This window comes from Paraburkholderia atlantica (genome assembly GCF_000092885.1).
GTDB lineage: Bacteria > Pseudomonadota > Gammaproteobacteria > Burkholderiales > Burkholderiaceae > Paraburkholderia > Paraburkholderia atlantica.
Genome location: NC_014117.1, coordinates 2459237 through 2472434 on the forward strand (window position 1 = coordinate 2459237; position 13198 = coordinate 2472434).

The following is a 13198-nucleotide window of genomic DNA, read 5'->3' on the forward strand; positions in this document are numbered from 1 at the left end:
TGCGGGATAAATGCATCCCGCGATCATAGCAAGGTACGCGCCGCCGCGGGTCGGGCCGGCGCGGCAAGTTACAATACCGGCATGACACGCAAAACCCGCATTCAACCGATCGAATCCGTCGTCACGGAAGTCGATGAAAACGGCTACGATCGTCCGAGCAAGTCCCAGGTCAAACGCGAAATGCAGGCGTTGCAGGATCTGGGCGCGGCGCTCGTCGCGCTGCCGAAAGACGCGCTCAAGCGCATGCCGATGCCCGAAAAGCTCGACGAAGCCGTGCGCGAAGCGCGCCGCATCACTGATCACGAGGGCAAGCGCCGCCAGATCCAGTACGTCGGCCGCGTGATGCGCTCGCTGCTCGACACCGAAACCGCCGCACTGCGCACCGCGCTCGACACCTACAACGGCGTCAACAAGACGGAAACGGCTAAGCTCCACTGGATCGAGCGCACCCGCGAAAAGCTGCTCGCCGACGACGCCGCACTGACCGAGTTCATCCGCCAGCACCCAGCCGCCGACCCTCAGCAGGGCCGCACGCTGATCCGCAACGCGCGCAAGGAAGCGCAACAGAGCAAGCCGCCGCGCTACTTCCGCGAGCTGTTCCAGTGGATCAAGAACGCGGCCGGCGCAGGCGACGAAGCCGAAGACGCGCACGAAGCCAACCTCGTTCCCGAAGACGACGATGACGACCGCGACGCCTGATCAACGTAAAAAGCAACGCAACCACCCCGACGAAATCGTGATCGGCCTCGTGTCGATCAGCGACCGCGCGTCGATGGGCGTGTACGAGGACAAAGGCATTCCGGCGCTGCAGGAGTGGCTCGGCGCGGCCTTGAGCTCGCCGTGGCAGGTCGTCACGCGGCTGATCGCCGACGACGCGCCGACCATCTCGGCGACGCTGATCGAGCTGGTCGACGAAGTGGGCTGCGATCTGGTGTTGACGACCGGCGGCACCGGCCCGTCGCGCCGCGATGTGACGCCCGAGGCAACGCTAGCGGTCGCGACGAAGGAGATGCCGGGCTTCGGCGAGCAGATGCGCCAGATCAGCCTGAATTTCGTGCCGACCGCGATCCTGTCGCGCCAGGTCGCGGTGATCCGGGAAACTGAACAACACGCCGCGCTGATCATCAACCTGCCCGGCCAGCCGAAATCGATCCGGGAAACGCTGGAAGGCCTGCGCGATGACGGCGCGGTCAAGGTGCCGGGAATTTTCGCGGCGGTGCCCTACTGCATCGACCTGATCGGCGGGCCTTACGTGGAAACCAACGCCGATGTCGTGAAGGCGTTCCGGCCGAAGAGCGCGCAACGCGCGCCGCGGCAGGACTGAGGTTCGATGATTAGGGCCTGCAGGTGCAGGCCCGCGCTTTATTTAGCGCTCGCGGCGGCGTCGGGCGCCGATGGCACGAGGAAATGCTCGCGGTAGTACTTCAGTTCGTCGATCGACTCGTGAATATCGGCCAGCGCGGTGTGCATCGCGCGCTTCTGAAAGCCCTTGTAAATCACCGGCTGCCAGCGCCGGCACAGCTCCTTCAGCGTGCTCACGTCGAGGTTGCGGTAGTGGAAGAAGCTCTCCAGATCTGGCATCCAGCGCGCCATGAAGCGGCGGTCCTGGCAGATCGAGTTGCCGCACATCGGCGACTTGCCCGGCGGCACGTACTGGCCGAGAAACTCGCGAATCTGCGCGGTCGCGTCCGCCTCGCTGACCGTCGACACCTTCACGCGATCGATCAGCCCGGAGCGGCCATGTGTGTTCTGGTTCCACTCGTCCATCTTCGCGAGCGTCTCATCGCTCTGATGAATCGCGAGCACCGGACCTTCGACCATCCTGTCGAGCGTCGAATTCGTCACCACCACCGCGATCTCGATGATGCGATCGGTGTCGGGCTCGAGCCCGGTCATTTCCATGTCCAGCCAGACGAGATTCATGTCGCTGCGCACGAGCGGCGGCTGTTCGGTGGATGCGAGGATGTCAGTCATGAAGGCAACCCTGAGGGCCGCGCCGCGGGCTTCGCTGGAAACCCGCGCGGCGCGGCATGTGTTCGTTTGAAATGGAATCGCGCGGTTCGAGCCGGGCCGGCCGCGCTGAAGCGCCGACGTGAACTGCTGCCCGGGGCTAATGCGTTAAACCGTCGCGTTAAACCGTATCTCCGCCCTGAGGCGGGAAGAAACATATAATTCTCGCATAGATACCACGGAATCCTCGGATGCCTACCCTGTACTTCACCGCCCTGTTCATCGTCGCCGTCGTCGCGATGGTCGGCACCAAACTCTGGCTCGCGTCGCGGCAGATCCGCTTCGTCGTCGCGCATCGCGAACAGGTGCCCAGCCAGTTCGTGAACACCATCGCGCTCACCGCGCATCAGCGCGCGGCCGACTACACGGTCGAGCGCACGCGGCTCGCGATGGTCGAGATCGTCGTCGGCGCGGCCGTGCTAATCTGGCTCACGCTGCTCGGCGGCGTGCAGATGCTCGATCTCGCAATCTCCGACCGGCTCGGCCGCGGCTACGTCGGCCAGATCGCGCTGGTTGCCGCAGTGATTGCCATCACGAGCGCGATCGACCTGCCGTTCGAGTACTACCGGCAGTTCGTCATTGAGCAGCGCTTCGGCTTCAACCGCATGAGCAAAAGCCTGTTCTTCCTGGACCGCCTGAAGGGCGCGCTGCTCGGCATCGCGTTCGGCCTGCCGCTGCTGTTCGTCGTGCTGTGGCTGATGAACCGCGCGGGCAATCTGTGGTGGCTGTGGGCATGGGTCGTGTGGGTCGCGTTCCAGATGTTCGCCCTGCTGATTTTCCCGACCTTCATCGCGCCGCTCTTCAACAAGTTCGAGCCGCTGAAGGACGAAGCGCTCGTGACTCGCATCGAGGCGCTGATGAAGCGCTGCGGCTTCGCCGCGAAGGGTCTGTTCGTGATGGACGGCAGCCGCCGTTCGGCGCACGGCAACGCGTACTTCACCGGCTTCGGCGCGAGCAAGCGCATCGTATTCTTCGACACACTGCTCGCGCGCCTGTCGGGCCGTGAGATCGAAGCGGTGCTTGCACACGAGCTTGGCCACTTCAAGCGCCGTCACTTGATGAAGCGCATGCTCGTCACGTTCGCGATCAGCCTCGCGATGCTCGCGCTGCTCGGCTGGCTGACGCAATGCGTGTGGTTCTACGAAGGGCTCGGCGTGCGGCCGTCGCTCGTTGGCGGCAACAGCGGACTCGCGCTCGTGCTGTTCTTCCTCGCGCTGCCGGTGTTCATGTTCTTCGTCACGCCGCTCGGCAGCCTCAGCTCGCGCAAGCACGAGTTCGAAGCCGACGCGTTCGCCGCGACGCAAACCAACGCGCACGATCTGATCAACGCGCTCGTCAAGCTGTATGAGGACAACGCGTCGACATTGACGCCCGACCCGCTCTACACCGCGTTCTACTACTCGCATCCGCCGGCGTCGCAGCGGATCGACCGACTGCTGCAGCACGCATGAGCGGCCGCGCTCCGAAGAAAGCGGCGCGCGGTGCCGGGTCCGGCATGCACGGCACGCGCACGGGCGGGCTCGTGGTGGCCGCGCACGGGCGACACTATCTGGTCGCTCCTGAAGACGGCGGCGCGCCGCTGCAATGTTTCCCACGCGGCAAGCGCAGCGAGGTCGCGGTCGGCGATCGGGTGATCTACGAGCCGACTTCGGCGGATCAAGGCGTGATCGTCGAAATCGGCGAGCGGCGCAATCTGCTGTACCGCTCGGATCAGTACAAGTCGAAGCTGTTCGCCGCGAACCTCGACCAGCTGCTGATCGTGCTCGCGACCGAGCCGCATTTCAGCGAGGATCTGCTCGGCCGAGCGCTCGTCGCAGCCGAGGCGAACGAACTGAAGCCGCTGATCGTGCTGAACAAGATCGATGTCACCGCTGCTCTGGACGGCGCGCGCAAGCGGCTCGAGCCGTATCGCGCGCTCGGCTATCCGGTGCTCGAAGTGTCGATCCGCATGCAGCCCGAGGCCGCCCGCGCCACGCTGACCGAACATCTGCACGGTCACGCGACGCTGCTGCTCGGCCAGTCCGGCATGGGCAAGTCGACGCTCGTGAACCTGCTGATTCCCGATGCCGAAGTGGCGACGCGCGAGATCTCGACCGCGTTGAACAGCGGGCGCCATACGACGACGTTCACGCGTCTTTATCCGCTGCCTCATTCGTCGGATACGGCCGGCGTGAATGCCGTCAACGGCGCGGCCGGCGCGCTGATCGACTCGCCGGGCTTCCAGGAATTCGGCCTGCACCATCTGACCGAAGGCCGGCTCGAACGCGCGTTCCCCGAGTTCCGGCCGCTGCTGCCGAACTGCCGTTTCTATAACTGCCATCATCTGCACGAGCCTGGCTGCGCGATCCTCGAAGCGGTCGCCGACGGCCGCATCCGCCGCGAACGGCATGCGCTTTATGCGCAACTCGTGCACGAGGCGAGCCAGATCGTCCGCTGACATGAAACTGATGCGCGCGCCGAACCTGATCATCGGACAGCATTGGGTCAACGTGCTGGAGACCGCGGGCATCGCGTGCGAGCTGCATAACCGCTATCTGAACGGCGCGCTCGGCGAGATTCCGGCCGATCAGTGCGCGCCGGAGCTTTGGCTCGTCGATGAACGCGATGAGGCGGTCGCGCGGCGGCTGATCGAAGCGGCGTCTCGAGGACCCGCGCCCGGCGCGCCTCTATGGCAATGTCGGCAGTGCGGCGAGATGCTCGAGGCGCAGTTCACCGTGTGCTGGCAATGCGGGACTGTGCGCGATCCGTTGCAGGGGTGAAACGGAGTCGGGAATGGAAAAAGCCGGGCGACGCCCGGCTTTTTCTTGTGCTGCGCGCGTGGCGTGGCTGCTTCAGGCGAGCCACACCGCGATGGTCAACATCAACAGCAGGATCATCCACAGCACGACCGCGCGCCAAACCAGCCCCACCGCCGATTGCAGCGTGCGCGGAGTGCAGTCGTCGCCGACCTGCATCGGACCGCCGTCGCCGGTGGCGAGCGCGTCGAGGCTCGACGGCTCCGCGAGCGGTCCGGCCAGGCGTGCGCCGAGCGCCCCGCTCCCCGCGGCGAGCAATACGCCGTCGTTCGTATCGGGCCACTGCCGCGCATGATTGCGCCATGCGTAAATCGCATCCTCGAAATTGCCGACGATCGCAAAGCCCAGCGACGTCAGCCGCGCCGGCACCCAGTCGATCACGAAGAACGCGCGCTGCGCGAAGCTCGAAAACGCGACGGTGCGGTCGTCGGCCGGCCGCGCCCATGCGCGCGCCAGATATTCCGCGCAACGGTACAGCACCGCGCCGGCGGGACCGACCGGAATCAGGAACCAGAAGAACACGCCGAACACGTGGCGATGCGACGCGACCACCGCGTGAATCAACGTGTGACGCACGATCTCGCTGACCGGCATGTCGACTGTCTCGAGCCCGGTCCATTCGTTGAGAATTTCGCGCGCGCGGGGCACGTCGTCGTTGTTCAACGCGAGATGGATGTCGGTGAAGTAGTGGCTGAACTGCCGGAAGCCGAGCGTGAAGTACAGGACCACGACGTTCCACAGGAACGCGAGCATGAAGTGAATGTGATACAGCACGTAGTAGACCAGCGCGACCGCGAGCGTCCAGGGCACCACTACTACGAGCCACGCGAGCAGACCATGACGTTGCTTGCCCGCATCGAATCCGTGCGCCGCCGACTCCGCATGGTATTGAAGCAACGCGGACACCGGATTGTTCGGCGATAGCGCGCGTACCTGTTCAATGATCAGAGCCAGCAATACGGAGAAAAAAGTCATGCGATGCGCCGTGCTTTTTAAGTTTTTACGATTGTTTTATAACGATAGCACAGGGTCGGATGAGTCTGAACGCGGACGCTGACAAAGCGCCGACAAGTGCGTCGTTCGCGCAACTTGCATCGTCGGCGCGGCGACGCGAGTCATGTAACTCACGCGGCGAGGAACCGATACAGGTTGCGCAGCATCGCGGCCGTCGCGCCCCAAATGAAATGTTGGCCACTTTGTACGGCTGCTGGCGTGACCGTCTGCGTGTCTGGTTCGCCGCGCTGCTCGGCGGCTTCCGGAGCCACCGTCAATTCGCCACGCGGATACGGCATCGCGAAAAAGCGGCGCTCTCCGCCCTCGTAGCGGAACAGGCGCTCTTCGTGGTTGGACGGGTCCATCAGGAACGCGAGCGGCACTTCGAAAACCTCGGCCACTTCGAGCGGATCGATCTCCAGCGAGAACGGTGGGTGCACGAGAGCGATGATCGGCGACACGCGAAAGCCGGTGCCAGTCAGATAGTCGGGCAACGCGCCGAGAACTTCGACGCGCGACGCGTCGAGGCCCACCTCTTCGCGCGCTTCGCGCAGCGCCGTGGCGGTCGCATCGGCGTCGAACGGTTCCTGGCGGCCGCCGGGAAAACTCACCTGGCCGGCGTGATCGCTCAGATGGTCCGCGCGCTGCGTGAGCAACACGGTAAGGCCTCGCGCGCGCACGACGAGCGGCACCAGCACCGCAGCCACGCGTGGATCGAGGTCCGCGTTGCGCCACGGCGCATCGGCAATTTTCTCGGGGGTCCAGGCAAGTTGCCGATCGAAGCGCGCCCGCAGTGCATCGGGCGTGAGACGCTCGCCCGTGACCGGTGGCAGATCGGCGCCCGTCGCGATGACAGGCAGAGTTTCGGGCTCAAAGACGGGGCGGATCAACGGGTCTCTCTGATGAGCGGGGACATGCCGCTATTTTGACCTGGCCAACAAAAAAGCACCCGCGAGGGGTGCTTTTTCTTACAGCATTTACGCTTGGGAAGCAGCGCGGTCCTTCGAGACCAGCTTTTCCTTGATTCGAGCCGACTTGCCCGAACGCTCGCGCAGATAGTACAGCTTCGCACGACGCACATCGCCGCGACGCTTGACGACGATGCTTGCCAGCAGCGGCGAATACGTCTGGAACGTACGCTCGACGCCTTCGCCCGACGAAATCTTGCGGACGATGAACGACGAATTCAGACCACGGTTACGCTTGGCGATAACGACGCCTTCGTAAGCCTGCACACGCTTACGCGTGCCTTCAACCACGTTCACGCTGACGATGACCGTGTCGCCCGGACCAAAATCCGGAATGGTCTTTTCGCCGAGAACGCGCGCGATTTCTTCCTGCTCGAGTTTTGCAATCAGATTCATCACTGACTCCTAGATCCATCTTGTCGGCGTTCGTACCTGCCCGCGCGCTTACTGCGTTGGGCTACGGCCCCGATAGAGGATGGGTTCACATCTGGCGCCGCACACGCATGTACGGCACCGCCTTTTGTCCGCTCGAAAGACCGGGGCCTCAGGCCTTCGGCTCTTCCTTCGCGAGACTTGCGAGCCACGCCTCGTCGGCACGGCTCAGCATTCTGTTCTTTCTGGCCTTCACGATCAGATCTGGCCGTTTGTTCAACGTGTTGCGCAGTGCTTCGCGCCGCCGCCACGCTTCGATTTCCGCATGATGGCCGCCGAGCAGCACATCGGGCACCCGCACACCCTCGTATTCCTCGGGGCGCGTGTAGTGCGGACAATCGAGCAGCGCGTCGACGAAGCTATCCTGCACAGCCGACTGCGAGTCGTTCAGCACGCCAGGCAACTGACGCACGACCGCATCCATCAACGCCATCGCGGGCAGCTCGCCGCCCGACAGCACGAAGTCGCCAAGGCTGACTTCCTCGTCGACGACACGGTCGAGCAGACGTTGGTCGATCGCTTCGTAACGCCCGCACAACAGGATCAGCCCGGGTTCGGCCGCGAACTTCATCACGCGCTCGTGATTCAGCGTGGCGCCTTGCGGCGACATCATCACGACGCGCGACGCGCCGATGCCCTGCTCCGACTGCGCCGCTTTCGCGGCACCGATCGCGTCTTCGAGCGGCCGGGCCAGCATGACCATGCCGGGGCCTCCGCCGTACGGGCGATCGTCGATCGTGCGGTAGTTGTCGGTCGTGAAATCGCGAGGATTCCACGTACGCAACCCATAACGCTGCTGCTTCGCGGCCCGGCTAGTGATACCCCAGTCGGTCAGCGCGCGGAACATTTCTGGAAAGAGCGTCACGACATCGAACTGCATCGCTCTCCCCACTCAACGATTGATTTCAATAGTCAGCTTCCCAGTCGACGACAATTTGCTTTGCCGCCTGGTCCACCGTTTTGACAAAGACGCCGACGAACGGGATCAAACGCTCGCCTGCGACCGGCTTGCCGTTTTTATCGGTAGCCGGATATTCGATGCGCAGCACCGACTGCGCGCCGTTGTCGACCATGCTGGCGACCTTACCAAGGTTGAGCCCGGCAAGATTCACCACGTCAAGGCCGATCAGATCGACCCAGTAGAATTCGTCGGCTTCGAGCGCCGGAAATTCGCTACGGCTGATGTACACGCGAGAGCCGCGCAAACCCAGCGCCACATCGCGGTCAGCGACACCACCCAGACGGGCGACCACGCTGTCGCTATGCGTTTTGGCCTGCAAGGACGGCGCCGATTTGCGCTCCGGGCCTTTCAGCAGCCACCAGCGCTTCGCGCTCAGCAAGGCGTCGCCACCCTGCCCGGCATCCGCATGCGCGGCCACCTTGACCCAGCCTTTGAGACCATACGCATCGACGATTGCGCCGACTTCGACCGCATCGGCCGGCCAGCTTGCCGCCGTTTCGATGCGCATTTCTGCAGCTTTGGAATCGGCGTTCGCGACCTTGGCCTGCGCCTCTTTCGCCTTGCCGTCGGTTCGTTCGACCGGCTTGCGGACGAATGCACCGAACGACGCCTGACCAGACGCCTTTGCGCGCGGAGCTGCCTTGGCGCTACCAGAACTGCCGGAATCACGCTCAGACATCGAATAACCTCGACAACAACTTCGCAGCCTGCTTTGGCGTCTGCTTCAGTAAAACAAATTGCGCATCGGACTGCTCACGCGAGTCGCGCGAGCCGCCGGCCGAGCCGACGACGATACGCCTGCGGGCCGCCATATCAAGCAGCCGGCTGCGCCTTTTGCGCTTCCTTCACGAGACGCTCGACGGTCGGCGACAGTTGCGCGCCAACACCTTGCCAGTACGTCAGGCGATCCTGAGCGATACGCAGGGACTCGCCCTTCGTAGCGACCGGGTTGTAGAAACCGACGCGCTCGATGAAGCGGCCGTCGCGACGGCTGCGCGAGTCGGTAGCGACGATGTTGTAGAACGGGCGCTTCTTGGAGCCGCCACGAGCCAAGCGGATGATGACCATACTAGAATCCTTGAAAACCGGGGTTCGGAACGACTGAAACACGCGATTATAGCGGGAAACCGACGCCATAACAAACACTTACCGGGATAAACTGAGCAACCGGGCTGCACCGGCCTTCTACAAGAGGTGCGCGACCCCGCTCAAACGCCCGAAATACCTGAAGGAGTGCGTGTGCTACGCCAGCCGAACCTCGCGTTTCCATTCGCCTTTTTTTCCTTTTTCGTGCGCTTTGCTGGACTTTCCCGCACTCCGTGCCGCCGGATTCTCCGCGTGGCAGCGGCCGCGTTGCTGGCCGCGCAGGCGTTGACGGTAAACGCCGCGCTGCCCGTCGAGAAAATCAAGCTGCCACCGGGCTTTCACATCGAGGTGTTGTCGGACGACGTGCCGAGCGCACGCGCGATGACGTTGTCGCCCAAGGGCATTCTCTACGTGGGCAGCGAGGATGGGCACGTCTATGCGCTGGAGCTGCGAAACGGCCACGTGACGGGCCGCCATGTGATCGCGTCCGGTCTGCAGATGCCAACCGGCGTAGCGTGGGGCGATGGCGCGCTGTATGTATCGGCCGTGTCGAAAATCGTGCGCTTCGATGCGATCGACTCGCACCTGAACGATCCGCCGAAACCGGTCGTCGTCACCGACAAGCTGCCGACGGACACGCATCACGGCTGGAAATTCGTCGCGTTCGGCCCGGACGGCAAGCTGTACGTGCCGCAAGGCGCGCCATGCAACATTTGCCAGAGAGATCCGGACCGCTTTGCGCTGATTGGCCGCATGGACCCCGACGGTAGCCACTACGAGGTCGTCGCGCGCGGCATCCGAAATTCGGTTGGCTTCGCATGGCACCCGGTCACCCACGAACTGTGGTTCACCGACAACGGTCGCGACCTGCTCGGCGACGATATCCCGAGCGACAAGCTCAGCCGCGCGCCACAAGTCGGCATGAACTTCGGCTTTCCGTACTGTCATGGCGGCGACACGCCCGACCCGCAGTTCGGCAAAGATCATCCGTGCAGCGAATTCACGCCGCCCGTGGTCAAGCTTGGCGCGCACGTGGCGGCGCTTGGCATGCGCTTCTACGACGGCCCGATGTTTCCAGCCGACTACCGCAACAACATCTTCATCGCCGAGCACGGCTCGTGGAACCGCAGCAAGAAGGTCGGCTACCGCGTCGTGCGCGTGATCACCGACCCTGACGGCAGCCACGCGCGCCAGCAAGTCTTTGCCGAAGGCTGGCTGCAACCCGGCGAATCGGTCTGGGGCCGTCCCGCCGACGTGCTGCCGCTTCCGGACGGTTCGCTGCTGATCAGCGACGATACCGCCGGCGCGATCTATCGCGTCACATATTCGGCGCCGTAGCGCGCGGATGCACGGATGTCCCGGCTGACCGGCCGCACTCATCTTCAGCCAGGTGTGGCGCATCCCGCCGCCCGCTTTCACCGCGGGCGCCCGCCCCCAACGTGACCGCCCGCCCGCCGCAGGCGTAGAATGCGCGTCGGTCCGCGCCCTGCGGCGCGCCGCTCCTTTCGACCGCCTGTCACTCTGCCCACCCGTTCATGTCCACCGTTGCCTCGACCTCCCCGCGCTTCAGATCCAAAACGCTCACCGCCGCGTTGGCGTTCCTGTTCGGCAGCCTCGGCGCCCATCGCTTCTATCTGTATGGCATGCGGGACATCTTCGGTTGGGCCCATTTGCTCGGCACGCTGATCGGCATTCCCGGCGTGATGCTGCTGATCGCGACCGAGCGCGGGTCGGTCCCAGGCTGGGCGCTCGCGTCGATTGGCGCGGTTTCGTTGTTCGCGGCGTTTCTGGCCGCGCTCGTCTACGGGCTGCGTCCGGATGAGAAATGGGATGCGCAATTCAACGCCCACACGCAACGCAAAAGCCGCTCAGGCTGGACGGTGATTTTCGTCGTGATCTTTTCGCTGCTGATCGGTGCGTTTCTACTGATGACCGGTCTCGCGCTTGCGTTTCAGACCTACTTCGAAAGTCAGGTTGAGGCGGCCAAAGCGATTTCGCAGTAACGCCCCGTAGCGGGACCAGCAAGCATTCCCTCGCGCTAGAAAAGCCTAAGTTGCGGATTGTCGCGCGCCGGTGCGCTTGGCTGCTCGGCGCGCAGCGACTCGATCCGGCGAAACTGCGACATGTCGAGAATGCCGCGGTCGCGCCCGCTCAGCCCTAACCGGCGCACGGCCTTGTGAAAGCGCTGCCTCAGCAGATCCGCCCATAAGCCCTCTCCCTTCATGCGGGTCGAGAACGACGAGTCGTAATCCTTGCCGCCCCGCATATCGTGCACACGGTTCATCACCCGCTCGGCCCGATCCGGGAAATGTGCGCTCAGCCAATCCTTGAACAGCGGTGCGACCTCCCACGGCAACCGCAACACGATATAGCTCGCGTTGCTGGCGCCCGCTTCCGCGCACGCGTCGAGCACGCGCTCCATGTCCGGCTCGGTGACGAAAGGGATCACCGGCGCGATGCTGACGCCGACCGGTATGCCCGCCTCACTGAGCGTTCGGATCGTGCGCAGCCGACGCGACGGCGTGGCCGCGCGCGGTTCGAGCGTGCGGGCGATGTCGGCGTCCAGCGTGGTGATGGTGATCGCCGCCATGAATTGCCCGCGCTCCGCCATCGGCGCGAGCAGGTCGATGTCGCGCTCGATCAGCGACGATTTGGTGATCGCCGCGAACGGGTGATTGCGCTCGCTGAGCACTTCGATCACCCGACGTGTAAGTCGCAAGTCGCGTTCGGCCGGCTGCCATGCGTCGGTCGCGACACCGAGCGCGATCGGCTCGGGCACATAGGATTTCTTCGACAGTTCCCGCTCGAGCAGTTCGGGCGCGTTGATCTTCGCGTAGATGCGGCTTTCGAAATCGAGCCCCGGTGACAACCCCAAATAGCTGTGCGTGGGCCGCGCGAAGCAATAGATGCAACCGTGCTCGCAACCGCGATACGGATTCAGCGACACATTGAACGGAATGTCCGGCGACGCGTTGCGTGTGAGGATAGTTTTCGCGCGTTCCTCGAACACCTGCGTGCGCAAAACCTTCGGCTCGCTGTCTTCGTCGGCCGCCTGCCAGCCGTCGTCGACGGCCTCGCGCTGGTCGACTTCGTAGCGGCCTTGCAGATTCGTGACTGCACCGCGCCCCTTGCGAGGCGCCGGCGGCGCGATCGGAAATTCGGGAATGTCAGGGGTGTCGGGGTCGTCCACGGCGGGCCACGCAAAGCAAACGCAAACAGGAAGCGCCAAAGGAAAACGGCGCAAAATACCTGTATAAATATACAGTGTTTACGCCGTTTGTCGAGCACTTCGTTGCCCGCGAGAGCGTGATGAGCCTCGTCAGCGATCAAGGCACTTAGTCGGTCACCGCGATGGTCAGCGTCTCCTTGATTTCCTCCATCACCACATAGCTCTTCGACTGCACCGCCCCCGGCAACTGCAGCAGGATGTCTCCGAGCAACTTGCGGTAGTCGGCCATTTCGCCGATGCGCGCCTTGATCAGATAGTCGAAATCGCCCGACACGAGGTGGCACTCGAGCACCTCGGGAATCTTCTGCACCTCGCGCCGGAACTGGTCGAACATGTTGCCGCTCTTGTGGTCGAGCGTGATCTCGACGAACACCAGCAGCGCCGCGCCCAGCTCGGCCGGGTTCACCCGTGCGTAGTAGCCGGTGATCACGCCGTCGCGCTCCATCCGCTTGACGCGCTCGATGCATGGCGTCACCGACAAACCGACCCGTTCCGCCAGGTCCTTCATCGCCATACGGCCGTCTTGCTGCAGGAGCCGCAGGATCTTGTGATCGAGCTTATCGAGAGCCCGCACGGGATGGCGCTGGGTACGCATAGTGTTTTTGCTGAAAATGATGAAAATACGATAACAAAACCTGCTTCACTGTTAATAGTATAGCGGTTAACACTGGGCGGCCGGCATTTCACCTCACGTTGCAGCGCGTTGAATCGAATCAGATCGAAT

Annotated in this window: 16 protein-coding genes; 7 read left to right on the top strand and 9 right to left on the bottom strand. The window is 63.7% G+C overall.

The features are described 5' to 3' along the window. Positions 1-81 precede the first annotated feature (81 nt). Both yjgA and mog read left to right on the top strand, forming a co-directional pair. Entirely contained in the window at positions 82-699 is a 618-nt protein-coding gene (gene yjgA, locus BC1002_RS10970) for a ribosome biogenesis factor YjgA (RefSeq protein ID WP_013090107.1), read from the top strand. Beyond that, positions 680-1324: a molybdopterin adenylyltransferase gene (gene mog, locus BC1002_RS10975; protein ID WP_013090108.1), complete on the top strand. Its 645-nt coding sequence runs from the start codon at positions 680-682 to the stop codon at positions 1322-1324. Before yjgA ends, mog begins: the two co-directional genes overlap by 20 nt. A gap of 38 nt (positions 1325-1362) precedes the next feature. On the opposite strand, the gene orn is transcribed toward mog, so the two are convergent. Beyond that, positions 1363-1974, bottom strand: a complete 612-nt coding sequence (gene orn / locus BC1002_RS10980; protein WP_013090109.1) for an oligoribonuclease — start codon at positions 1972-1974, stop codon at positions 1363-1365. 227 nt (positions 1975-2201) lie between these two features. Between orn and BC1002_RS10985 the strand changes: the two genes are divergently transcribed. From BC1002_RS10985 to BC1002_RS10995, 3 genes are read left to right on the top strand one after another with little or no spacing between them, the layout of a single operon-like run. Further along, positions 2202-3461 carry a M48 family metallopeptidase gene (locus BC1002_RS10985; protein ID WP_013090110.1) on the top strand — a complete coding sequence of 420 codons (1260 nt, stop codon included), beginning with the start codon at positions 2202-2204 and terminating at the stop codon, positions 3459-3461. After that, entirely contained in the window at positions 3458-4447 is a 990-nt protein-coding gene (gene rsgA, locus BC1002_RS10990; RefSeq protein ID WP_013090111.1) for a ribosome small subunit-dependent GTPase A, read from the top strand. The genes BC1002_RS10985 and rsgA overlap by 4 nt, the downstream gene beginning before the upstream one ends. 1 nt (position 4448) lies before the next feature. Beyond that, a complete protein-coding gene (locus BC1002_RS10995) occupies positions 4449-4769 on the top strand; it encodes a putative signal transducing protein (protein ID WP_013090112.1) in 321 nt (106 codons plus the stop codon). 72 nt (positions 4770-4841) lie between these two features. Here the strand turns inward: BC1002_RS10995 and BC1002_RS11000 are convergent, their stop codons facing one another. From BC1002_RS11000 to rpsP, 6 genes are all read right to left on the bottom strand, one after another. Then, the gene (locus BC1002_RS11000) at positions 4842-5780 is read right to left on the bottom strand and encodes a CobD/CbiB family protein (RefSeq protein WP_013090113.1); all 939 of its coding nucleotides are present in this window, start codon (positions 5778-5780) and stop codon (positions 4842-4844) included. Between the two features lie 149 nt (positions 5781-5929). Next, positions 5930-6688 carry an NUDIX hydrolase gene (locus BC1002_RS11005; protein WP_013090114.1) on the bottom strand — a complete coding sequence of 253 codons (759 nt, stop codon included), beginning with the start codon at positions 6686-6688 and terminating at the stop codon, positions 5930-5932. 87 nt (positions 6689-6775) lie between these two features. After that, the gene (gene rplS, locus BC1002_RS11010) at positions 6776-7162 is read right to left on the bottom strand and encodes a 50S ribosomal protein L19 (protein WP_013090115.1); all 387 of its coding nucleotides are present in this window, start codon (positions 7160-7162) and stop codon (positions 6776-6778) included. A 148-nt stretch (positions 7163-7310) separates the two neighbouring features. After that, positions 7311-8078: a tRNA (guanosine(37)-N1)-methyltransferase TrmD gene (gene trmD, locus BC1002_RS11015; RefSeq protein ID WP_013090116.1), complete on the bottom strand. Its 768-nt coding sequence runs from the start codon at positions 8076-8078 to the stop codon at positions 7311-7313. Positions 8079-8103: 25 nt separating this feature from the next. Further along, positions 8104-8838 carry a ribosome maturation factor RimM gene (gene rimM, locus BC1002_RS11020; protein WP_013090117.1) on the bottom strand — a complete coding sequence of 245 codons (735 nt, stop codon included), beginning with the start codon at positions 8836-8838 and terminating at the stop codon, positions 8104-8106. 134 nt (positions 8839-8972) lie between these two features. Beyond that, positions 8973-9227 (bottom strand): 30S ribosomal protein S16, encoded by a 255-nt coding sequence (gene rpsP / locus BC1002_RS11025; protein ID WP_013090118.1) that lies wholly within the window; start codon positions 9225-9227, stop codon positions 8973-8975. Between the two features lie 171 nt (positions 9228-9398). Between rpsP and BC1002_RS11030 the strand changes: the two genes are divergently transcribed. Both BC1002_RS11030 and BC1002_RS11035 read left to right on the top strand, forming a co-directional pair. Then, the gene (locus tag BC1002_RS11030; protein ID WP_013090119.1) at positions 9399-10583 is read left to right on the top strand and encodes a PQQ-dependent sugar dehydrogenase; all 1185 of its coding nucleotides are present in this window, start codon (positions 9399-9401) and stop codon (positions 10581-10583) included. A 197-nt stretch (positions 10584-10780) separates the two neighbouring features. Next, a complete protein-coding gene (locus BC1002_RS11035) occupies positions 10781-11248 on the top strand; it encodes an NINE protein (protein ID WP_013090120.1) in 468 nt (155 codons plus the stop codon). 35 nt (positions 11249-11283) lie between these two features. Here BC1002_RS11035 and BC1002_RS11040 read toward each other — a convergent pair whose 3' ends face one another. Then, the gene (locus BC1002_RS11040) at positions 11284-12435 is read right to left on the bottom strand and encodes a PA0069 family radical SAM protein (protein WP_013090121.1); all 1152 of its coding nucleotides are present in this window, start codon (positions 12433-12435) and stop codon (positions 11284-11286) included. A gap of 145 nt (positions 12436-12580) precedes the next feature. Then, the gene (locus tag BC1002_RS11045) at positions 12581-13069 is read right to left on the bottom strand and encodes an Lrp/AsnC ligand binding domain-containing protein (protein WP_013090122.1); all 489 of its coding nucleotides are present in this window, start codon (positions 13067-13069) and stop codon (positions 12581-12583) included. Between the last annotated feature and the right edge of the window lie 129 nt (positions 13070-13198).